This is a genomic window from Providencia hangzhouensis (genome assembly GCF_029193595.2).
Classification (GTDB): Bacteria; Pseudomonadota; Gammaproteobacteria; order Enterobacterales; family Enterobacteriaceae; genus Providencia; species Providencia hangzhouensis.
The window spans coordinates 2025132-2047173 of record NZ_CP135052.1; the positions used below are offsets into that span (position 1 = coordinate 2025132).

A 22042-nucleotide genomic window follows, 5' to 3' on the forward strand; every position below is an offset into this window, starting at 1 on the left:
TCATTTAATTAACTGGCAGGTATTTCCTGCCAGTTAACTGATTAATTATCAAACAATGGGCTAACTTGGTGTTGTCGTAACATTTCAAGTAATAGAATAAGTGGAAGCCCCACTAACGTATTGGGGTCACGCCCTTCCAAACGTTCAAATAAGCTAATCCCTAATCCCTCTGATTTAAAACTTCCAGCACATTGATAAGGCTCATCTTTAAGTAAGTAATTAGTTATTTCGGCGTCAGATAGTGATCTAAAATGAACGTGAAACAATTCACACTCGACATTAAACTTACCTGTTTCAGTATCGAGTAAACATAGGCCAGTATAAAAAGTGACCTTATTGCCTGACGCAGATTTAAGCTGTTGAAAGGCATTATCAAAATTATGCGGTTTGCCCATAATTTTATTTCCAATTACACAGACTTGGTCAGAACCAATAATCAGGTGCTGAGGGTATTTAGCAAAGAGTGCGTTGGCCTTTTCATGAGATAAACGCATGACTAAAGCCTGAGCGGACTCATTCAATATGGGCGATTCATCAATATTGGGAGCCACTGCTAAAAAAGGCAATCCCAGTTTTTTTAGTAGGGCTTGCCGGTATGGTGAAGTTGACGCCAAAATAATCGATTTCATGATTTTTCTCGAAACTCGTAGCCAAAAGGGTTAACTCATTTTAAACTATAAAACGTAAAACCTACGGTTTTTTGGTGAAAAGGCGAGTTTACCCCGCCTTTTTCTTTGACTATAGCTCATTACAAAGTTAATATGCGCGCCTTATGCAAAAGGTAAAATTACCCCTGACTATCGATGCGCAGCGTGCAGCTCAGAAAAACCTCGACTATGTTGGGAGTTATACATCTGAGCAAGTTACACGAATTGCCGAATCAGTAGTCAGTGTAGATAGTGATGTAGAAACCGAATTATCATTTAAAATTGATAATCAGCGTTTGACTGTCATCGAGGGGAAATCCCAAGTGGATGTCACCTTACAATGCCAACGTTGCAGAACTGATTTCAAACATCATGTCTACGTATCGTATTGTTTTAGTCCTGTCGTCAATGACGAAAAGGCCGAAGCATTACCGGAGCTCTATGAACCGATTCAAATTGATGAATTTGGTGAAATAGATTTGCTGGGAATGATAGAAGATGAAATAATTCTATCCTTACCAGTGGTTCCGGTTCATGATTCTGAACACTGTGAAGTGTCCGAAGCGGACATGGTGTATGGTGAACTGCCTCCTGAGGCAGAAAAACCAAACCCATTTGCCGTATTAGCCAGTTTAAAGAAAAGTACTTAAGGAGTAAGGTCAATGGCCGTACAACAGAATAAACCAACTCGTTCAAAACGCGGTATGCGTCGTTCACATGATGCACTGACTGCTACCCTAGTTTCTGTAGATAAAACTTCCGGTGAAACTCACCTGCGTCACCATGTGACTGCAGATGGTTACTACCGTGGCCGTAAGGTTATCAACAAGTAATTTGTTGTTACCTTGGCTAATCTAACCATCGCGTTAGATGCTATGGGCGGGGATGTTGGTCCCCGCGTCACGGTGCCTGCTGCATTGCAGGCACTGGCATCTAATCCAGCACTCAAATTACTGCTTGTCGGTCAACCCGAAGCCATTCAACCTTTGCTTGCACAACAAAGTGCTGAGCTAATTTCGCGCGTCGAAATTATTCCTGCTGACGGCATTATCGCAAACGATGCAAAACCATCAAACGCGATAAGGCAAAGCAAAGGAACGTCGATGCGAGTGGCTTTAGAGTTAGTGAAGACAGGGCAGGCACAAGCGTGCGTGAGTGCGGGGAATACGGGTGCGCTGATGGGCTTAGCGAAATTAATGCTAAAGTCTATAGAGGGGATTGAGCGCCCAGCGCTAATGACAATCCTACCTAATCAGCAAAAAAGTCAAACAGTAGTGCTAGATTTAGGCGCTAATGTTAACTGTAGTAGTGATATGCTAGTCCAATTTGCCGTAATGGGTTCCGTGATGGCTGAAGAAGTGGTTAACATTTCTAAACCGAGAGTTGCGTTACTGAATATTGGCGAAGAAGAGAGTAAAGGGTTGGATAATATCCGCGAAGCCGCCTCAATATTAAAAGAAACGACATCAATTAACTACATTGGTTATGTAGAAGGTAACGAGTTACTGACAGGTAAAACCGATGTGTTAGTGTGTGACGGCTTCGCAGGTAATGTCTCATTGAAGACGATGGAAGGTGTAATACGCGTCATCCTTTCATTGATAAAATCGACCGGCGATCAACATAAAAAAAGCAGTTGGTTTATGCAACTGGCGAAAAAATGGTTAAAAAAACGTTTAATGAAACGTTTTGGGGACATGAACCCCGACCAGTATAATGGTGCGACTCTGTTAGGATTAAAAGGTATTGTCATCAAGAGTCACGGTGCAGCGAATGAAGGCGCTTTTAAAGCGGCTATTGACCGCGCAGTACAAGCTGTTGAAAAACAAGTCCCAGAAAGAATAACAGCGCGACTAAATATTGTTTTACCCAGGAGTGATCAATAACCTATGGCTATGTACAGTAAAATCTTAGGAACAGGCAGCTACTTACCAGCACAAGTACGTACCAATGCTGATCTGGAAAAAATGGTTGATACTTCTGATGAGTGGATTGTGACACGCACTGGCATACATGAAAGAAGAATTGCTAACGAAGAAGAAAGTGTTTCAGTGATGGGTTTTCATGCGGCCAAAAATGCGTTGGACATGGCACAAGTCGATGCAACAGACATTGGTTTGATTATCGTCGCAACCACATCAGCAACTCACGCTTTCCCTAGTGCAGCTTGCCAAATCCAACAAATGCTTGGTATCCAAGATTGTGCGGCATTTGATGTTGCAGCTGCATGTGCAGGTTTTACTTATGCGATTAGTATTGCTGATCAATTCGTTAAAACGGGCATGACTAAAAAAGCATTAGTTATTGGTGCAGATGCATTATCTAAAACATTAGATCCCGAAGACCGTGGCACAATTATTTTATTTGGCGATGCGGCAGGGGCTGTGGTTATTGGCGAATCTGAAGAGCCGGGTATCATTTCGACGCATTTACATGCAGATGGCCGTTATGGTGATTTACTCACATTACCTAATCGTAGCCGTTGCTCTGAAGACCCTGCCTATTTGACCATGACAGGTAATGAAGTCTTTAAAGTTGCAGTGCGTGAATTAGCGCATATTGTTGATGAAACATTAGCACAGAGCGGCATTGCCAAAGAAGAACTTGATTGGCTAGTTCCACATCAAGCAAATTTAAGAATTATTTCTGCGACGGCGAAAAAATTAGATATGACGATGGATAAAGTTGTTGTCACATTAGACCGTCACGGTAATACTTCTGCAGCATCAGTTCCTACAGCGTTGGATGAAGCGGTGCGTGATGGCCGTATTCAGCGTGGTCAACTTGTGCTTTTAGAAGCCTTTGGTGGTGGTTTCACTTGGGGCTCTGCATTGGTTCGTTTTTAATTAACTGAGAAAATAGACATGACACAATTTGCTATGGTATTTCCCGGACAGGGTTCTCAGTCTTTAGGTATGTTAGCGGCACTAGCTGAAGAAAATCAGCTGGTTGAGCAAACATTCGCTGAAGCATCGGAAGCATTGGGTTACGATCTCTGGGCGTTAGTGCAAAATGGGCCAGAAGAAGAATTAAACAAAACATGGCAAACACAGCCTGCGTTATTGGCAGCTTCTGTGGCTATTTTCCGTGTTTGGAAAGACAAAAATGGCGCAATGCCAACGATGATGGCGGGTCACAGCCTTGGTGAGTATTCTGCTTTAGTTTGTGCGGGTGTTATCGACTTCAAACAAGCGATTAAACTGGTTGAATTGCGCGGAAAACTCATGCAAGAAGCCGTTCCTGAAGGAACTGGTGCGATGTATGCCATTATTGGTTTAGATAATGAATCAATTGAAAAAGCTTGCCAAGAAGCCGCTCAAGGCCAAGTGGTTTCACCAGTTAATTTTAATTCACCAGGCCAAGTCGTCATTGCGGGTGAAAAAGCGGCAGTCGAACGTGCGGGTATCGCATGTAAAGAAGCGGGTGCAAAACGCGCATTACCATTATCTGTTAGCGTCCCTTCTCATTGTGCATTAATGAAGCCAGCTGCTGATAAATTAGCCGAAGCGTTAGAAAAAATTGATTTTTGTGAGCCAGACTATCCAGTTATTAACAATGTTGATGTTAAAATTGAGAAATCGGCACAAAATATTCGTGATGCTTTAGTCCGTCAACTGTATAATCCAGTACGCTGGACTGAAACAGTAGAATTAATGGCAGATCAAGGTGTTGAACATCTTATTGAAGTAGGTCCAGGGAAAGTATTGACTGGTCTTACCAAGCGAATTGTCTCTAATTTAACTGCCGTCGCAGTCAATGATCCTGTATCATTAAGCACTGCTTTAGAAAATAGCTGAGGACGACATGAGCTTTGAAGGAAAAATTGCACTGGTAACAGGCGCGAGTCGTGGAATTGGTAAAGCGATTGCTTTAACATTAATTGCTCGTGGTGCTACTGTTATCGGGACAGCAACCAGCGAAAAAGGCGCAGAAGCCATTACCGCTTATCTTGATGGCAAAGGTAAAGGTTTAGCATTAAACGTGACTGATGCAGCATCAATCGAAGAAACTTTGACCAAAATCCGCGAAGAATTTGGTGAAATTGATATTTTGATTAATAATGCAGGTATCACTCGTGATAACCTATTGATGCGTATGAAAGAAGATGAATGGCAAGATATTATTGACACCAATCTTTCATCCGTTTACCGTTTGTCTAAATCCGTTTTGCGTGCCATGATGAAAAAACGTTGTGGACGTATTATTTCAATTGCATCCGTTGTCGGTGTGATGGGAAATGCGGGGCAAACTAACTATGCAGCAGCGAAAGCAGGGTTAATTGGTTTTAGCAAATCATTGGCTCGTGAAGTCGCTTCTCGTGGTATTACTGTCAACGTCGTTGCACCTGGTTTTATCGAAACTGATATGACTAAAGCATTGACAGATGAACAGCGTGCAGGCATTTTATCTCAGGTTCCTGCGGATAGACTGGGTGATGCACAAGAAATTGCCAGTGCTGTAGCGTTTTTAGCTTCTGATGAAGCTGCTTACATCACAGGTGAAACATTGCATGTCAATGGTGGCATGTACATGATCTAAAGAAATGATGGAACTATTTGCATTTTTAATGTTATCTAACGCTAAATAATGCAAAATAATAGTTCCAACAGCCGGGATTGGGTTGTATCTTTTCCTGTATTTCATAAACTACGAAAACCATCGCGAAAGCGAGTTTTGATAGGAATTTTAATAGTATGAGCACTATCGAAGAACGCGTTAAGAAAATCATCGTTGAACAACTGGGTGTTAAAGAGGAAGAAGTTGTAAATACAGCTTCATTTGTTGATGACTTGGGCGCTGATTCTCTTGACACAGTTGAGCTAGTTATGGCTCTGGAAGAAGAGTTCGATTGCGAAATCCCTGACGAAGAAGCTGAAAAGATCACAACAGTACAGGCTGCGATTGACTACGTCGAGAACGCATCTAAATAATTGTACGAAAACTTATCTAGGCGATCACTCGATCGCCTATGTTCCTTTTGTAACTTTTCCCTCCTTGGAGGAAATACGTGTCTAAGCGTCGTGTAGTCGTAACCGGACTGGGCATGTTATCTCCTGTCGGCAACACAGTTGAGTCATCATGGAAAGCTGTTTGTGACGGACAGAGTGGTATCAGCCTAATCGATCATTTTGATACTACTAACCACGCAACTAAATTTGCTGGCTTAGTAAAAGATTTCAATTACGAAGAATTTGGCATCTCTCGTAAAGATGCAAAGAAAATGGATCCATTCATCCAATATGGTATCGCTGCTGGCTTTCAAGCCTTTAAAGATGCTGGATTGGAAGTAACAGAAGCCAATGCTACTCGAATTGGTGCAGCGATTGGTTCTGGTATTGGTGGGTTAGGCTTAATTCAGGACAACTGTGAGTCATTACTGCACGGTGGGCCTCGTAAGGTAAGTCCATTCTTCGTACCATCGACCATCATTAATATGGTGGCTGGTCATTTAAGCATTATGTACGGTTTCCGTGGTCCAAGTATTTCAATTGCAACTGCCTGTACATCAGGTGTGCATAATATTGGTCATGCAGCTCGTATGATTGCTTACGGTGACGCCGATGTAATGGTTGCAGGCGGCGCTGAAAAAGCGACTACACCACTTGGTGTGGCTGGTTTCGGTGCAGCGCGTGCATTATCGACTCGCAACGATGACCCGCAAGCGGCAAGTCGCCCATGGGATAAAGACCGTGATGGTTTTGTTCTGGGAGATGGCGCAGGTATCATTATTCTTGAAGAATATGAACATGCGAAAGCACGCGGTGCAAAAATTTATGCAGAAATTGCAGGTTTTGGGATGAGCAGTGATGCTTACCATATGACATCACCACCTGAAAATGGTGCGGGTGCAGCACTTGCAATGGAAAATGCACTAAATGACGCAGGAATCAAAGCGAGTGACGTGGGGTATATCAATGCTCACGGTACTTCAACTCCTGCAGGCGATTTAGCAGAAGCACAAGCAGTCGTTAATGTATTTGGTGAGGGCACAGATGTATTAGTCAGCTCAACTAAATCAATGACTGGGCACTTACTTGGTGCTGCAGGTGCTATTGAGTCAATCTTCACTATTTTGGCATTGTGCGATCAAATTGTTCCACCTACCATTAATTTGGATAACCCAGATGAAGCGTGCAAACTGGATTTTGTTCCAGGTGAAGCACGTAAAGTGGATAACATGGAGTATGCTCTGTGTAACTCGTTTGGTTTTGGTGGCACCAACGGTTCATTAATTTTCCGTCGTTATCACGGCGAATAATTAATCTATTACCGTTAGTTATTAGCCCTAGTCACGTATTGTGGCTGGGGCTTTATTTTACCCAGTTCTTTGCACAGTTCTTCGCTTTAGTTTATGATAATCCCACTTGATTACTGTCTGATTTATCAGCTTTTATTATAAGTATTATCAATGTCATATTGGGTTGATGGGCAGCTTTGCCAGCAAATAAGTGTTACTGATCGCGCAGTCTCTTTTGGGGACGGCTGCTTTACGACCATACATGGCGTTAATCAGCAAGCTAAAATGTTAAATGAGCATATTGCTCGGTTAAAGCACGATAGCCAAAGATTGAAAATTGCTCAGCCAGATTGGGAAAGGTTGGCAGAGCATCTAAAGCAGGTTTGTGCAGAACAGACTCAAGACGAATTTGTGGTCAAAGTGATTATTAGTCGCGGTGCTGGTGGTAGAGGATATAGCTCTAAAGGTTTTACCTCGCCGACGGTGATAGTCAGCGTTTCTCCCTTCCCGAATAATTATGTCCAATTACAGTGCAAAGGGGCTAACCTCGTTCTTAGCCAAATTCCATTGGCTCGTAACCCATTGCTAGCAGGGATGAAACACCTCAACCGCTTAGAACAAGTCCTTATTAAGCAAGAGGTTGATGAACTTAATGCAGATGAAGCTATTGTGCTAGACACCGACGGTATTATTGTTGAATGCTGTAGTGCTAATGTTTTCTGGCGAATTGGTCAAACAGTGTATACCCCAGTTTTATCTCATAGTGGTGTGAATGGATTAATGAGACAAAAGATAATATCACTGTTACAAGATAGCCAGTACCATCTTCAACAGGTGGAACGCTTTGCTAACGTCTTAACTCATTGTGATGAAGTGGTTATTTGTAATGCGCTGATGCCAGTTTTACCGGTACAAAGTATTCAAATGGATAAACAACTTCCACCATTACAATTTGCGTCTCGTGAGCTGTTTGAGTATCTATTTTTGCGTTGCAAAATTTAGTTTTTATAAATGAATTAATTGTTACCAACACACGCATTGAAATGGTCAATAAATGAAATTAGCCAAAAAAATTATTCTAATTGCCGTTACCTTGGCTGCTATTGTCGCAGTCGCGGTCTATTGGCAATATCGTCAAGTACTGGACTATGCCAAAACGCCTATCAATATCACACAAGAAAAAATCTTCACAGTACCTGCGGGAACTGGGCGTGTCGTATTTGAAGGGTTACTTATAGAAGATAACATTCTTGAAAAAGGGAATGAATTTCAATGGTTACTCAAACTACGGCCTGAACTGGCTCAGCTAAAAGCAGGAACTTACCGCCTGCAACCGGGTATGAATGTGGAACAACTACTACAATTAATTGTAAGTGGTAAAGAAGCACAATTTTCGATCCGTTTTATTGAAGGTAACCGTTTAAGTGATTGGGGTAATATTTTACGTGATGCTCCTTACTTAGAGCATAAAACTACCAACTTAACCCCGACAGAACTGCACGCCCTGATTGGGTTTAACGGAGAAGGGACTTTAGAAGGGTGGCTATATCCTGATACCTATTTATACACAGCGGGGACAACAGACGCTGAAATTTTAAAACGTGCTTATAAACGTATGCAAAACAGCCTTGATGAAGAGTGGAAAGGGCGTGATAGGGATTTACCCTATAAGAATGCCTATGAAATGCTTATTATGGCTTCGATTATTGAAAAAGAAACTGGTATTGATAGTGAAAGAGCCCAGGTTGCATCCGTATTTGTTAACCGCTTAAAGAAAAATATGCGTCTGCAAACCGACCCAACCGTCATCTATGGGTTAGGTGAAAAGTATCGTGGTAAAATTTATCGTAGTGATTTAGATAATTACACACCATACAATACTTATAAGATTGATGGTTTGCCACCAACACCGATTGCAATGCCGAGCCTTGCATCGTTAAAGGCTGCCGCACATCCGGCTAAAACGGATTACATATTTTTTGTCGCAGATGGTAAAGGTGGGCATACTTTTAGTCGTAATTTAAACGACCACAATCGTGCCGTTAAAGTTTACCGCCAATTTGAACAGCAAAACTGATAAAAATGAAAAACCAATTTATTGTTATTGAAGGACTCGAAGGCGCTGGTAAAACAACTGCAATCAATACGGTTGTGGAAACGTTGAACCAAGCAGGGATCACAGATATTGTTTTTACCCGCGAGCCTGGTGGAACGCCATTGGCAGAGAAACTCCGTGAGCTGATAAAGCAAGGTATTGCAGGTGATAAAGTCACGGATAAGGCTGAATTGCTGATGTTATATGCAGCCCGTGTACAACTGGTTGATACGGTGATCCAACCTGCATTAGCGGCCGGCAAATGGGTGGTCGGTGACCGTCATGATTTATCTTCCCAAGCTTATCAGGGGGGGGGGCGTGAAATTGATCGTCATTTGATGCAATCATTACGTGACTTAGTGTTGGGCGATTTCAAACCTTCATTAACCTTATACCTTGATTTACCTCCTGAATTAGGTTTACAACGTGCAAGGTCACGGGGTGAGTTAGATAGAATTGAAAAAGAATCGTTAGCCTTTTTCGAAAGAACACGCAGCCGTTATCTTGAGCTGGCTGCGGGTGATGAAACGATACTCACTATTGATGCCAGCCAAAATATTGAGCAAGTACAGCAAGATATTCGCCAAACGTTGACGCAATGGTTAGTGCGTGCTTGATAAACCACATAAGGTATTAATCCCATGAATTGGTATCCTTGGTTAAATGAACCTTACCGACAAATCATTACTGCGTACCAAAGCGGTCGAGGCCACCACGCGTTACTGCTTCACTCAATACCGGGAAATGGGGCACAAGCACTATGCTATGGAATTAGTCGTTGGCTTATTTGCCAAGAAAGAGACGGGCTAAAAAGCTGTGGGCAATGCCACAGCTGTCGTTTGATGCTCGCGGGTAATCATCCTGACTATCATATTATTGAAGTAGAAAAAGGGAAGTCTACTGTTAGTGTTGATGCGGTTAGAAAATTGATTGAAACCTTGAGTCGCCATGCTCAACAAGGCGGCAACAAAGTGGTGTATATTCCACAGGTTGAAGCATTGACAGATGCAGCAGCTAATGCGTTATTGAAAACATTGGAAGAGCCAGCAAAGGATACTTACTTTTTACTTGGAAGTGATAAACAAGAGAATTTGCTTGCGACCATTCGCAGCCGTTGCCTAAGTCATTTCTTACCTGCTCCCGATCCACAAATAGCACTTTACTGGTTGCAAAAGCAAAAGCCGGGTATTGCTGTTGAGAATGCGATAACGGCATTAAAAATATGCCAAGGTGCGCCACTTTCTGCGCTAGCCTTATTGGATGAACAACGCTGGCAAAAACGTAATGCACTATGCCATAGTTTAGGCCATGCATTGCAAACGGGGGACATGTTGAGTTTGCTGCCTAGTTTGAATATTGATGAAGCGCCTGATGCCTTAAATTGGCTACTTAGCTTATTGGCGGATGCTATTAAAATTCAACAAGGGGCTGGGGCTTTTTGCATCAACCAAGATCAGCAATCTCAAGTTCTGCAATTAGCTGGTGCTATGAATCGAACACAGTTAATAAATATGTATGATAAGTGGTTATATTGCCGCCATCAATTACTGACAGTTCCTGCACTGAATCAGGAACTGATTCTGACAAATCAATTATTACAATGGGAAGCTTCGTTGTCTCTCCCTACATTTTAAAAAGAGTTAAATATGTTTGTTGTTGATTCACACTGTCATCTCGACTGTTTAGATTATGAAAAATTACATACGAATGTCGACGATGTTATCGCAAAGGCTTCGGCCCGTGATGTCCGCTTCATGTTAGCTGTTGCTACAACGTTGCACGGTTTTGAAAGCATGAAAAAAATGATTGGTATGCGTGACAATATTGCTTTTTCATGTGGTATTCATCCTCTCAATTTAGACGAAGGATATGATTTCGCACGACTAGCACAATTAGCAGCAGGAAATGAGGTTGTTGCGCTAGGAGAAACTGGGCTGGATTACTATTATCAGCAAGAAAATGCCGCGTTGCAGCAAGAGTCTTTTCGTCAGCACATTCGCATAGGTCGTGAAGTCAATAAACCCGTCATTGTGCATACTCGTGCGGCACGAGAAGACACCTTATCTATTCTACGCGAAGAAAATGTGATGGACTGTGGCGGGGTATTACACTGCTTTACTGAAGATAAAGATACGGCTGTTGAACTACTCGATTTAGGTATGTATATCTCATTTTCAGGGATCGTCACATTTCGTAACGCAGAGCAAATTAGAGAAGCCGCCCGTGTTGTTCCTTTAGACCGAATTTTAGTCGAAACTGACTCGCCATATTTGGCTCCTGTTCCTCATCGTGGGAGGGAAAACCAACCCGCGTACGTCCGGGATGTTATTGAGTATATGGCGGTGCTAAAGGGGGTTAGTGTTGAGCAACTCGCTGAAATCACGACACAAAACTTCAATCGTTTGTTTCATTTAAATGTTGGCACAAATAACGTATAAATTAGTTCACTAGAACGATTAAATGACTAAGGAAATTGAAATGGCAGAAGAAACGATTTTCAGTAAAATTATCCGTCGCGAGATCCCAGCAGACGTGGTTTACCAAGATGAACTTGTCACCGCATTTCGTGACATTTCGCCACAAGCACCTTCTCATATTCTTATTATTCCTAATAAATTAATTCCAACTGTCAATGATGTTACTGTGGATGACGAACTTGCATTAGGTCGTTTGTTTACTGTTGCAGCGAAAATAGCCAAAGAAGAAGGTATTGCAGAAAATGGCTACCGTTTAATCATGAACTGCAATGAACATTCAGGGCAAGAAGTGTTTCATATCCACATGCATCTAGTGGGTGGTCGCCCATTAGGGCCGCTATTGGCGAAATAATAAGGGATCGGCAATGAACCGTATTGCATTACTTGCTTTGGTAACTGTGTTGCTAAGTGGTTGCATATTTAAGAAAACACAAGGGCTGGTTTTTAATGAGCAACAGCGCATCATTATGGAGCCCGCAGTACTTGCACAAGGGGTCATTGTCGAAAACCCAGTGATAGGTAGTGAAAATCATCAAACTATCGCTACTATTAACATGAGTAATTCACAGCCTAAAGTGGTGAATATTGCTTATCGTTTATACTGGTATGATAAGCAAGGATTAAACGTAGAAACATCGAATACCTTGTATCAGCAAATCGCAGCAAATTCTGATGTGAAAGTTCGTGCTGTGACTTCTTCTCCACGTGCAACAAATGTACGTGTTCATGTATTTTTATCGCCAAAGGCCGGAGAATAATAATGAAACGCATCTTAATGGTTGCTGCCGCGACATTAATTTTGGCTGGGTGCCCTTCATATCCACCTCAACAACCAGGTACACAACCCCCAATTGTGCCAGTAGAGCCGGAAAAACAACCAGAAGTGACTCCGCCACCCGTTGATGTTGTTCCAACTCCACCAAAGCAACAAACAACAGATTGGTCCGCTTCCATTACACCTTTAGTTAACCAAATGGCCAGTGCGGATGGGGTCGAAAACGGAAAAGTACTGTTAGTTGATTCAGTGAAAAATAACACGAATGGTTCAATACCGGTGCAAACTGTAACATCAGTTATGACAACCGCGGTTGAGAACACCAATCGTTTTAAAGTGGTTCCCGCCAGTGTGGTGAGTTCCGCACGTAAAACACTCGGTTTATCACAAGAAGACAGCTTAGTCACCCGTAGCAAAGCGATAGGGTTAGGCCGCTATGTCCAAGCGGAGTATGTGATTTACAGCGTGATGTCAGGTTCAAATAAAGAAAGAAGCCTTGAAATGCAGTTGATGGATGTGCAAACGGGTGAAATTGTTTGGACTGGAAAGCACAATATTGAGTAACCAGCAGTCACTTTTTCGACTGTTAGTGACACATTTTCCTACAATCTCTGTACGTGATTGGAAAATATCCTCACTAACAGGGCTGTCGGGGGGAAGTTATTTGGTGGAATATTTTCTACCTGCTCGCGAAGTGAAGCTGATAGCGCGTGCAGATGGAAATGCACAAACTGCTTTGTATGTTGACCGAAAGAAAGAAGCGCGGATATTGCAGCAATTACGCGCTTATTCATTTACACCTCAAGTGATTGGTCGGAATTCACAATGGTTATTATTAGGGTGGTGTGAAGGGCAACACCCTGATAACAATACTTTTTTGTTGCCCAGTTACCAGTGTGAGCTTGTAAATATAGTCACACAATTACATTGTGCTCCACTGCTGGGGTATCATTTACAACTCCGCAATGAAATATCTCATTACGGCTATTTAATTGATAAAAAACGGTTATCACCTCGCTGGAAAAAACTCCATCGCCATTTTATCTCTGCCTCTTTCCCAAAAATGCTGAAACTCGCGCCTGCCCATATGGATATTCATGCAAAGAATATTATATGCACATCAACAGGGCAGCTAATGCTATTGGATTGGGAGTATGCGGCAAATACAGATATCGCATTCTCTTTAGAAACCTATTTCCAATTTAATGGTCTGACAGACATTCAGCGAGATTTTTTCTTGAGGCAATATTGTGATGTTCACGGTGCTTATCGAGACAAACAGCAATTGGCGAAAAGCTGTCAATCATGGGCACCTTGGGTAAAATATATGACATTAATGTGGTATGAAGTGCAGTGGAATGAAAGCCAGTCAATTGACTTTTTGGTACACTCACAATTATTACGGCAATATTTTGGTTTAATAGGTTGATAGCCAAAAGCTATCAGAAAACAGTATCGGATTAAGACAATTAGTTTAATAAGTGAGGCATGTTATGGGCCCTATAATGCTAGATGTTCAGGGTTATGAATTGGACAACGAAGAGCGCGAAATATTAGCTCACCCATCCGTGGGGGGGTTAATACTGTTTACCCGTAACTTTCATGACGCAGCCCAATTACGAGAGCTTGTCCGCCAAATTCGTGATGCATCAAGACACCGGTTGTTGATAGCTGTTGACCAAGAAGGTGGTCGAGTACAACGTTTCCGTGATGGTTTCACCGCATTGCCTTCTGCTCAGGCATTTGCAGCACTCAATAGTGAAATCGATGGTGCTAAACTTGCTGAAGAGGCGGGGTGGTTAATGGCATCAGAGATGATAGCTATGGATATTGATATTAGTTTTGCACCTGTTTTGGATCTTGGCCATCAAAGTATTGCGATAGGCGAACGCTCATTCCACGAAGACCCAGAAATTGCGATGGTCATGGCAGAACGTTTTATTAAAGGTATGCGCAGTGCGGGGATGAAAACGACTGGGAAACACTTTCCTGGCCATGGTGCAGTGAAAGCTGACTCACATAAAGAAACACCACGGGATGACCGCTCCTTGGATAAGATCCGGGGTAAAGATATGTTGATCTTTAAAGACTTTATTCAGCGAGAACTACTCGATGCAGTGATGCCTGCTCATGTTATTTATACTCAAGCTGATGATCGTCCTGCGAGCGGTTCGCCATTTTGGCTAAAATCAGTATTGCGAGAGCAACTTGGTTTTCATGGTGTCATTTTCTCTGATGATTTATCGATGGAAGGCGCTGCGGTGATGGGAAGTTATCCTGAGAGAGCCCAGGCATCGTTGAATGCGGGATGCGACATGATTTTAGTCTGTAATAATCGTGAAGGTGCAGTCAGCGTCTTAGATAACTTACCGAAACAATATGATAGCCAAGCTTCTAAGCTATATCATAGCGGCCGACAATATAGTTTAACAGAGTTGCAAGCAGTTGAGCGTTGGAAAAATAGCCATCGTCAACTCGTTGATTTGCATGAGCGCTGGCAAGAACATCGCTAATAATTTCTAGTACATCTGAAAGGCCAGTAATTTATTACTGGCTTTTTTGCATAAGTACGCAAAAAAGACAAATTGCTTTGCATGAATAAAATAATAAAATTATGACTTGTGGTAAAAGTTACCCGTAACTTTCTTGTTTTTTACAGTTAATCCAAATGTTCTTTTCGACTATATTTGATAAAAATGAACTAATACTTATTTCACTATTAAAAATAATTAGAAGGTTTTTATTAATCTCATTAGTGTTATGTTTCATTTTTGAAAAAATAAAATAGAAATGTTGATTGTTTTATTTGTTGGTAATTATATTTTGAGTTTAATTGAAACAAATAACCATATATTTGCATTATGTCTGGGTTTTTATATGGTTAGAGTGCTGGGTATAGCTATGTTAATTTTAATAATGAAAGCAATCATCTTAAAAAGTTAAGATGATTTTAAATAAATGAAAAATAGAATGATTCAATCAGTGCTTAATAACTATTGGTGCCTATCATTTGCTCAAGTGTTACTTAATTTAAATTTGCCTACAGAGAATAATACTTTCTCTTATGAGGGGGCTATAGAACGATCATGAGTAAATATACATCAACAAATACTACGCATTCATATGAGAGTTTCTATTGGGTGAAATTTTATACATATAGCCAATATGTATAAAGCTATTACAAATACCTATTTAAGTGGATGAGTTAACAAATAAATGAATTGCCGATAAAATTCTATTCAAAATAATGAGTTACATATTAAATTTACCTTAAAATAAAATGTGACATGCATCACTATTAAAAAGTAGCTTATTGCAACTGATGTGGCGTGTTGTGACAGCGATCGTTTTAATTGACATAAAATTACGATAGCATTCGTATTATGAAAGATTTATGACAATTTAGAGTGATAAGTAATCAATTAAAAAAATAGCAATTTAATAGTTGCATTTTAAGTTAAATATTCAAATTTATTTGAGATGATTATTTCTCAGGGATATTTTTTGCTCTAAAAAATTATATAGGAAATAAAGTGCAATTTTTTCTTAATAAATAATACAGTGTCGATAAATACAGTGCCGAAGTGTGAGGTTTAAGCTAGATAAACACCAAATATGAGTAAGTGGCGCTATCGAATCAATAATGTATTTTTGAATTCCTATAAGGAATATTTCTATTCATAGTAATAAGTAAACACAAATACAGGAAAATACTGTATTGAATTTTATATTTAAAATGACTTATGTGTTTGAAATGGATGTATCTGTTTGTCTTTAAGTTAAATTGTTTTATTAAGCTAAAAATAAAAATGGTGTTTTGTTGTTCATGGAAACATGGCACAGCATAAAATTAATTCAAATAATCATTAACTAGGTTAATTCCAATGAAAGTTAAAAATATTGCGTTATTAATGCTTTCTCCTTGCTATTTAGCGGTAGCAATGGCAAATGCCAGCAACTGGGAAGATTCTATCAAGGAAAACTCATTCATTGCGGATTCGGAGCTAGAGCTGTCAACCCGCAACATGTGGAAATACTTAAAAACAGAAAACCGTTTTGATAAAAACGAAAACCGTTATCGAAAACAAGTTGCGAATGCTTGGGGACAAAACTTTCAAGCAGATTTCAAATCAGGTTATTTTGCTGATGTAATTGGCTTTGATGCCTCTTATTACGGCGGTATCAAACTGGGGGCAAGTAAAGACTTCGCCTCCCGTGCAATTTTATATAATGATGATGGCCATGCGAAAGGGTACAACAAAATTGGTCAACGTTATGCAAAAGTAAAACTGGACCTTGAGCCAGTAAAATTTAATGCGAAAGCAGGTTGGTTTACGCTGAAAAATACGGGTATTTTCACGAATTCACAGCGTTTATCATTGAACAGTTATAGCGGTTACTACACTAATACTGCGATCAGTGATTGGAGTTTGGATTTATTATATCTCGATAAGAAAGTCATGCGTCGCGATAGCCCAAATATTGATGCGATGTATTTCACTGATGCTAATGGTGTTCGACACAATGTTAATCATGTCATTACAGGTGGTATTAACTACAATACTAAACCATTGAAAGTATACTATTTCTATGGTCAAGCAGATGATTTATTCCGTCAACAAGGTTTAGAAGCAAAATATAAACTGACTTCAGATGTGACACTCGGTACACAAATCTATAACCATGAATACGGTAGTGATGGTAAACGTACTGAAACCGATAAACAAAAAGGGAAGCGTAATTTTGACAAACGTGCATGGCACTACGCAGGAACGGCAGAATGGCGTATTCCTGAGTCACCTTGGACGTTAAGCACAGGTTTAACTCATACCCAAGCGAAAAAAGCGAATGGCGTAGGCCAATTTGCGCGTAACCCAATTGGTAACACTCGTGGCCGTTTTAACTCACCAGCCTATGCAGATATCGACTACGTACGCGATGGTGAAACCATGGTTGCAATGGCAGCAGAGTATCGTATTAGTAAAGAACTCTCTGTTGGTGCGCGTACTAACTATTCAGAATTTAAATATGAAGGTGAAAGATTAAAACAAGGTCAATTTGGTCTATTCAGCTATTGGAAACCAACTGAAAACCTTTCTGTTTCGTTAAGTGGCGGTCTGGGCTGGCACCACCGTCAGGAGAACGACTACACGACGCCAAAATTATATGATGGTCACTCACGTCGTGCACACTCGTTATCTGGATCAATGACAACGACTTATCGTTTTAAAATGTAGTCGATAGTTGAAAAGGATTAAAAAAGGTAAAATAAATGAAACATAAAATTGGATTACTCACACTGCTCATTTCTGGTGCACTTTTAGCGGGTTGTGCTCCCAAAAATACAGATACCGTAAAAGTACAAGTCATTGGTATTAATGATTTCCATGGGGCTTTACAAGCCCCAGGTGATGGTAAATTAGGTGGTATTGAGTCAATTGCCACGCTGGTTAATCAATTAAGAGCGCAAAATGATAAAACTATCGTTGTTGGCGCGGGTGATTTAGTCGGGGCAAGCCCATTACTGTCATCGATGTTTTATGATGAACCTACCATTGAAGCCTTAAGTGCGATTGGTATGGAAACTAGTGCAGTTGGTAACCATGAGTTTGATAAAGGTAAAGAAGAGCTGCTGAGAAAACAAAACGGCGGCTGTCACCCAACAGCAGGTTGTGTGGGTAAAGATTCCTTTGATGGTGCTAATTTTAACTACTTAGCGGCCAACGTTATTGTGAAAGAAACAGGAGAAACTCTGTTCCCATCTTACTTTATTAAAGAGTTTGATGGCATTCCAATGGCATTTATTGGTTTAACGTTAGAAGGTACGCCGGCTATCGTAACACCAAGTGGAACCGCAGGGTTAGAATTCAAAAATGAAGTCGAAACTATTAATAACCAAGTGAAATTATTAAAAGCACAAGGTATTAACAGTATCGGTGTTCTGATCCATGAAGGCGCAACACAACAAGTTGATACCAAAGTTAAAGATATTAACCGTTGTGATAATATCAAAGGCCCAATCGTTGATATCGTTAAACAATTAGATGCGAATGTAGACTTTGTTGTCAGCGGTCATACACACCAAGCTTACAATTGTGAAATCAATGGGATGACAGTAATTTCAGCCCAGTCTAACGGGACTTTATTATCTCAATTGAATATTGAGATTGATAGAAATACGAAAGATATTGTTAGTATCAATGCAAAGAATATCCCTGTTGAAACGAGCCGTTATGAGAAAAACCCTGAGTTAACCACGTTCGTACAAAAATACGAAAAAATTGCCTTGCCTATTTCGCAACAAGTGATGGGCTCTTTAACAGCAAATGTGGATAAAAAATTATTGCCTGCAGGAGATTCAACTCTAGGTAAGATTATTGCTGATGGGCAATTATATGCAGCTTCCAGCAAAGAAGCGGGCGGTGCGCAAATTGCGTTTATGAACAGTGGCGGTATTCGTGCTGATATGAAAGCAGGGGAATTAACTTACGGTGATATTTTCACTGTCCAGCCATTCTCTAACGTGGTTGTTACGCAATCGCTAACAGGTGCACAAATTAAACAAGCGCTTGAGCAGCAGTGGGATCGTGCTCGTCCACAAGTTATGCCAGTTTCTAAAGGTTTTTACTACGAGTGGGATGACAGCCGCCCAGTGGGTGATAAAGTTATTCAAAAATCAATGAAATTAAACGGTAAGCCGTTAGACATGAATAAAAGCTATCGTGTTGCTGCGAATGAATTCTTAGCAACGGGTGGTAGCCGTTTCTCTGCCTTCAACCAAGGTAAAGACCGTGTTTATAGCCTGCCAGATAACGAAGCGTTAATGCAGTACTTTAAAGATAACTCACCAGTTTCCGTTCCAACGGATGTGCGTATCAAGAAAATTAAATAATAAAATTTAATATTCCATTAAAAGCTCTGAGGGTGTTTATCATCCTCAGAGTTTTTTTTGTGCTTAATTTCCGGCATGGGGTAACGATGAGAAGGGGGGATTGATTGTGTTTACTAAATAAAAAATGATAAAGTAATAATTCTCATTATCATTATGATTTTGTGAATTTAAACAATTGATTGATATAACGGCTAAAAAGCTGACTCGATTCGTTTGGGGAAAAAAATGATTTGACGAATGTGATCGTAGTCATAATAATCAACTAAATTGATGTGAATCAATATTTGGTATTACCAATAGACCAGTCATGATATTCTAATAGGGTTAGTGTGAGTTGTGGCTAATTATTGTTATATAAGGTTTTTTTATGAGAAACCTTAAATAACATTAATATATTTTGTTTCGAGGGATTTATGACCTTATTTCAACCCAAAATCATCGTTGTCGGCGGTGGGGCTGGTGGATTAGAACTGGCAACACGTTTAGGCCGTAAGTTAGGCCGTAAAAAACGCGCACAAATTACCTTGGTTGACCGCAACCCAAGCCATTTATGGAAACCACTATTACATGAAGTGGCGACAGGTTCGTTAGATGATGGCGTCGATGCGATAAGCTATTTGGCCCATGCTCGCCATAATGCATTTAATTTCCAATTAGGTTCACTCACGAATATTGACCGTGAAAATAAAAAAGTGGTTCTCGGTGAACTTTATGACAAACATGGTGAATTATTGGTCCCTTTGCGTGAACTAGAATACGATATTTTAGTGATGGCGTTAGGAAGTACGTCGAATGATTTTGGTACACCAGGTGTTAAAGAACACTGCATTTTCTTAGATAACCCACACCAAGCGCACCGTTTTCACGACGAAATGCTAAATCTGTTTTTACGTTACTCAGTTCGTGATAACGCAGAGGAGAGCGTTAATATTGCCATTGTTGGTGGCGGTGCAACGGGCGTTGAGTTATCAGCGGAACTCTATAACGCAGTAGAGCAACTGACCAGTTATGGCTTTAAAGGGCTAGACACAGATGCATTGAATGTCACACTAGTTGAAGCGGGTGAACGTATCCTGCCGGCTTTACCGCCGAGAATTTCAAGTGCCGCACATCAAGAACTTAATAAACTCGGCGTGAATGTATTGACGAAAACTATGGTAACCAGTGCTGATGCAGATGGTTTGAATACGAAAGAAGATGGTAAAATTCATGCGGATCTCATGGTTTGGGCTGCAGGGATTAAAGCACCTGATTTCATGAAAGATATCGCTGGGTTAGAAACAAATCGTATCAACCAATTGGTGGTAAAACCAACGTTACAAACGTCTCGTGACGATATGATTTTTGCCATTGGCGATTGCGCTTCTTGCGCTAAGCCAGAAGGGGGATTTGTGCCACCAAGGGCTCAATCAGCTCACCAAATGGCCAGCCTTTGTTATGACAATATTGTCGCTTTAATGAAAGATAAACCTTTAAAAGAATATGTTTATAAAGACCATGGCTCATTAGTTTCACTGTCTCGCTTTAGTACAGTTGGCAGCTTGATGGGGAATTTAATGCGTGGGGATATGATGGTAGAAGGGCGTATCGCTCGTTTTGTGTATATTTCTTTATACCGTATGCACCAAATCGCATTACACGGTTACATTAAAACGGGGCTAATGATGCTTGTTGGCAGTATTAACAGAATTATTCGTCCAAAGTTAAAATTGCACTAGTCAACGACTAGCTACTTGTTTAATTTGGTTTTATTAGCACTATGCACCTGTATATTCGTATAACAGGTGCATTATTTTTTATTATTTATAATGATAAATAATAATGTTAAAAAATATATTAACTCAATCTGTCAAGGTTTATCTATGTTAAATATTGCGTAGAAAAACTATTTAGATCAAATTTAATAGGTTAATTATCGATTATATTGTCACTATTACTTATATAAATATATATTTTATTTTAATGAAACTTAAACCTAGAAATTAATATAAAATAAATGATCCGAATATTAACTTATCTTAAGTTTTAAATAATTAAGATGTAAATCCATTTATATAACGATAACAGCCAACCATAACAGGCTCTTCTATTATCCTATTGATTTAAAACAGTAATATTTTTGATTGTAATCAATAGGTGAAGTTGCACTAATGGTAAAGTTTATTTTTCTAAAACAGTTATAATAAACATATGTTTTCATGATAATTTAAGATAATTCTAAAAAACAACACTATTAGTAGGTAATTATCGAATTATTTTGAGTAGTGGTTACAATAGGCACGGCATATTTTAATAAGGGTTAACACGATGAAGCTAAAATTTAAGTTGTTATTAGCAACTGTAGTGATGCTCCTTATTGTATTGCTCGTGAATTCATTCAGCCAAGAGCCGGAAACTAAATTGGCTACGGTATTATCGGTTGAGCCGATCAAAGCGAATCGCCTTGTTGAGTACGAAAATTGTACAGTAACAGGGGTTTTAGGCACCTTTAATCAGCAATCTCTTTCTCGTTTTCACCCTGCACAAAGCGAATGCAAAATGATTTTTATGATTGAAGCATTACAAGGGAAAAGCTTTCCATCTCTATTTGATATGCAAAATCAAACCTGTGTTAACACACAAAAAATGGAATTAGTGATTGTTGGATATGACGTTGTGTATCAAATTGGTAAAACAGTTGGAAAAGTCAGAACATCCTATGAACCATCAATGTTTATTCCTTTAGATGATAAAGGGCGTTTGGTGCTCACTTCATCCAATTCAGTATGTGAAACCATGCGCAGTGATATAAAAGAATTATTACCCTTTTATTGTTTACAGCAAAATGAATTACCAATCACAAAAAACTCATCAGCAGTCTTAGAACTGCAACCGAATAAAAATACATTTGGCTTTATGGAATAATTTTTTCTATAAAT

Annotated in this window: 23 protein-coding genes; 22 read left to right on the forward strand and 1 reads right to left on the reverse strand. The window is 40.1% G+C overall.

Annotation, left to right across the window (positions count from 1 at the left end; genetic code table 11):
* Positions 1–41: 41 nt before the first annotated feature.
* The gene (locus PZ638_RS08955) at positions 42–629 is read right to left on the reverse strand and encodes a Maf family protein (protein WP_094960423.1); all 588 of its coding nucleotides are present in this window, start codon (positions 627–629) and stop codon (positions 42–44) included.
* Positions 630–772: 143 nt separating this feature from the next.
* Between PZ638_RS08955 and yceD the strand changes: the two genes are divergently transcribed.
* From yceD to umoD, 22 genes are all read left to right on the forward strand, one after another.
* Positions 773–1297, forward strand: coding sequence for a 23S rRNA accumulation protein YceD (gene yceD / locus PZ638_RS08960; RefSeq protein ID WP_004253206.1), 525 nt, complete (start codon positions 773–775; stop codon positions 1295–1297).
* A gap of 12 nt (positions 1298–1309) precedes the next feature.
* Positions 1310–1480, forward strand: coding sequence for a 50S ribosomal protein L32 (rpmF, locus tag PZ638_RS08965; RefSeq protein WP_004253223.1), 171 nt, complete (start codon positions 1310–1312; stop codon positions 1478–1480).
* A gap of 12 nt (positions 1481–1492) precedes the next feature.
* Positions 1493–2533, forward strand: a complete 1041-nt coding sequence (gene plsX / locus PZ638_RS08970) for a phosphate acyltransferase PlsX (protein ID WP_094960424.1) — start codon at positions 1493–1495, stop codon at positions 2531–2533.
* Positions 2534–2542: 9 nt separating this feature from the next.
* A complete protein-coding gene (locus PZ638_RS08975) occupies positions 2543–3493 on the forward strand; it encodes a beta-ketoacyl-ACP synthase III (protein WP_094960620.1) in 951 nt (316 codons plus the stop codon).
* Between the two features lie 18 nt (positions 3494–3511).
* Positions 3512–4444 carry an ACP S-malonyltransferase gene (gene fabD, locus PZ638_RS08980; protein WP_096863860.1) on the forward strand — a complete coding sequence of 311 codons (933 nt, stop codon included), beginning with the start codon at positions 3512–3514 and terminating at the stop codon, positions 4442–4444.
* Positions 4445–4451: 7 nt separating this feature from the next.
* Positions 4452–5186 (forward strand): 3-oxoacyl-ACP reductase FabG, encoded by a 735-nt coding sequence (gene fabG / locus PZ638_RS08985; RefSeq protein ID WP_004253233.1) that lies wholly within the window; start codon positions 4452–4454, stop codon positions 5184–5186.
* A 155-nt stretch (positions 5187–5341) separates the two neighbouring features.
* A complete protein-coding gene (gene acpP, locus PZ638_RS08990; RefSeq protein ID WP_004253236.1) occupies positions 5342–5578 on the forward strand; it encodes an acyl carrier protein in 237 nt (78 codons plus the stop codon).
* 77 nt (positions 5579–5655) lie between these two features.
* Positions 5656–6906, forward strand: coding sequence for a beta-ketoacyl-ACP synthase II (fabF, locus tag PZ638_RS08995; RefSeq protein WP_071585850.1), 1251 nt, complete (start codon positions 5656–5658; stop codon positions 6904–6906).
* Positions 6907–7056: 150 nt separating this feature from the next.
* Positions 7057–7887 carry an aminodeoxychorismate lyase gene (gene pabC, locus PZ638_RS09000; protein WP_096863862.1) on the forward strand — a complete coding sequence of 277 codons (831 nt, stop codon included), beginning with the start codon at positions 7057–7059 and terminating at the stop codon, positions 7885–7887.
* Positions 7888–7939: 52 nt separating this feature from the next.
* Positions 7940–8962, forward strand: coding sequence for an endolytic transglycosylase MltG (mltG, locus tag PZ638_RS09005; protein ID WP_094960428.1), 1023 nt, complete (start codon positions 7940–7942; stop codon positions 8960–8962).
* A gap of 5 nt (positions 8963–8967) precedes the next feature.
* On the forward strand, positions 8968–9597 hold the full coding sequence (gene tmk, locus PZ638_RS09010) for a dTMP kinase (RefSeq protein WP_094960429.1): 630 nt from the start codon (positions 8968–8970) through the stop codon (positions 9595–9597).
* A gap of 24 nt (positions 9598–9621) precedes the next feature.
* Positions 9622–10614: a DNA polymerase III subunit delta' gene (gene holB / locus PZ638_RS09015; RefSeq protein ID WP_094960430.1), complete on the forward strand. Its 993-nt coding sequence runs from the start codon at positions 9622–9624 to the stop codon at positions 10612–10614.
* 12 nt (positions 10615–10626) lie between these two features.
* Positions 10627–11418 carry a metal-dependent hydrolase gene (locus PZ638_RS09020; RefSeq protein WP_004253269.1) on the forward strand — a complete coding sequence of 264 codons (792 nt, stop codon included), beginning with the start codon at positions 10627–10629 and terminating at the stop codon, positions 11416–11418.
* A 40-nt stretch (positions 11419–11458) separates the two neighbouring features.
* Positions 11459–11809 carry a purine nucleoside phosphoramidase gene (hinT, locus tag PZ638_RS09025; protein WP_036957623.1) on the forward strand — a complete coding sequence of 117 codons (351 nt, stop codon included), beginning with the start codon at positions 11459–11461 and terminating at the stop codon, positions 11807–11809.
* A gap of 13 nt (positions 11810–11822) precedes the next feature.
* Positions 11823–12215: a YcfL family putative periplasmic lipoprotein gene (locus tag PZ638_RS09030; RefSeq protein ID WP_094960431.1), complete on the forward strand. Its 393-nt coding sequence runs from the start codon at positions 11823–11825 to the stop codon at positions 12213–12215.
* A 2-nt stretch (positions 12216–12217) separates the two neighbouring features.
* Positions 12218–12796 carry a penicillin-binding protein activator LpoB gene (gene lpoB, locus PZ638_RS09035; protein WP_004253278.1) on the forward strand — a complete coding sequence of 193 codons (579 nt, stop codon included), beginning with the start codon at positions 12218–12220 and terminating at the stop codon, positions 12794–12796.
* Positions 12789–13661: a phosphotransferase gene (locus tag PZ638_RS09040; protein ID WP_275612133.1), complete on the forward strand. Its 873-nt coding sequence runs from the start codon at positions 12789–12791 to the stop codon at positions 13659–13661. Before lpoB ends, PZ638_RS09040 begins: the two co-directional genes overlap by 8 nt.
* A gap of 64 nt (positions 13662–13725) precedes the next feature.
* Positions 13726–14745: a beta-N-acetylhexosaminidase gene (nagZ, locus tag PZ638_RS09045; RefSeq protein ID WP_110591834.1), complete on the forward strand. Its 1020-nt coding sequence runs from the start codon at positions 13726–13728 to the stop codon at positions 14743–14745.
* Positions 14746–16116: 1371 nt separating this feature from the next.
* Positions 16117–17469 (forward strand): OprD family outer membrane porin, encoded by a 1353-nt coding sequence (locus tag PZ638_RS09050; RefSeq protein WP_004253295.1) that lies wholly within the window; start codon positions 16117–16119, stop codon positions 17467–17469.
* A 35-nt stretch (positions 17470–17504) separates the two neighbouring features.
* On the forward strand, positions 17505–19124 hold the full coding sequence (locus PZ638_RS09055) for a bifunctional metallophosphatase/5'-nucleotidase (protein WP_094960435.1): 1620 nt from the start codon (positions 17505–17507) through the stop codon (positions 19122–19124).
* A gap of 413 nt (positions 19125–19537) precedes the next feature.
* Positions 19538–20842, forward strand: coding sequence for an NAD(P)/FAD-dependent oxidoreductase (locus PZ638_RS09060; protein ID WP_272674202.1), 1305 nt, complete (start codon positions 19538–19540; stop codon positions 20840–20842).
* 589 nt (positions 20843–21431) lie between these two features.
* Positions 21432–22028 (forward strand): UmoD family flagellar biogenesis regulator, encoded by a 597-nt coding sequence (gene umoD / locus PZ638_RS09065; RefSeq protein ID WP_004253302.1) that lies wholly within the window; start codon positions 21432–21434, stop codon positions 22026–22028.
* Positions 22029–22042: the final 14 nt, after the last annotated feature.

Bases quoted from the DNA above. Each gene is read 5' to 3' on its own strand.
- fabG (WP_004253233.1), top strand. From the start codon at position 4,452: ATGAGCTTTGAAGGAAAAATTGCACTGGTAACAGGCGCGAGTCGTGGA.
- PZ638_RS08975 (WP_094960620.1), top strand. From the start codon at position 2,543: ATGTACAGTAAAATCTTAGGAACAGGCAGCTACTTACCAGCACAAGTA.
- acpP (WP_004253236.1), top strand. From the start codon at position 5,342: ATGAGCACTATCGAAGAACGCGTTAAGAAAATCATCGTTGAACAACTG.
- PZ638_RS09020 (WP_004253269.1), top strand. From the start codon at position 10,627: ATGTTTGTTGTTGATTCACACTGTCATCTCGACTGTTTAGATTATGAA.
- PZ638_RS09030 (WP_094960431.1), top strand. From the start codon at position 11,823: ATGAACCGTATTGCATTACTTGCTTTGGTAACTGTGTTGCTAAGTGGT.
- hinT (WP_036957623.1), top strand. From the start codon at position 11,459: ATGGCAGAAGAAACGATTTTCAGTAAAATTATCCGTCGCGAGATCCCA.
- tmk (WP_094960429.1), top strand. From the start codon at position 8,968: ATGAAAAACCAATTTATTGTTATTGAAGGACTCGAAGGCGCTGGTAAA.
- mltG (WP_094960428.1), top strand. From the start codon at position 7,940: ATGAAATTAGCCAAAAAAATTATTCTAATTGCCGTTACCTTGGCTGCT.
- PZ638_RS09060 (WP_272674202.1), top strand. From the start codon at position 19,538: ATGACCTTATTTCAACCCAAAATCATCGTTGTCGGCGGTGGGGCTGGT.
- umoD (WP_004253302.1), top strand. From the start codon at position 21,432: ATGAAGCTAAAATTTAAGTTGTTATTAGCAACTGTAGTGATGCTCCTT.
- pabC (WP_096863862.1), top strand. From the start codon at position 7,057: ATGTCATATTGGGTTGATGGGCAGCTTTGCCAGCAAATAAGTGTTACT.
- yceD (WP_004253206.1), top strand. From the start codon at position 773: ATGCAAAAGGTAAAATTACCCCTGACTATCGATGCGCAGCGTGCAGCT.
- PZ638_RS09050 (WP_004253295.1), top strand. From the start codon at position 16,117: ATGAAAGTTAAAAATATTGCGTTATTAATGCTTTCTCCTTGCTATTTA.
- rpmF (WP_004253223.1), top strand. From the start codon at position 1,310: ATGGCCGTACAACAGAATAAACCAACTCGTTCAAAACGCGGTATGCGT.
- PZ638_RS08955 (WP_094960423.1), bottom strand. From the start codon at position 629: ATGAAATCGATTATTTTGGCGTCAACTTCACCATACCGGCAAGCCCTA.
- fabD (WP_096863860.1), top strand. From the start codon at position 3,512: ATGACACAATTTGCTATGGTATTTCCCGGACAGGGTTCTCAGTCTTTA.
- holB (WP_094960430.1), top strand. From the start codon at position 9,622: ATGAATTGGTATCCTTGGTTAAATGAACCTTACCGACAAATCATTACT.
- PZ638_RS09055 (WP_094960435.1), top strand. From the start codon at position 17,505: ATGAAACATAAAATTGGATTACTCACACTGCTCATTTCTGGTGCACTT.
- lpoB (WP_004253278.1), top strand. From the start codon at position 12,218: ATGAAACGCATCTTAATGGTTGCTGCCGCGACATTAATTTTGGCTGGG.
- nagZ (WP_110591834.1), top strand. From the start codon at position 13,726: ATGGGCCCTATAATGCTAGATGTTCAGGGTTATGAATTGGACAACGAA.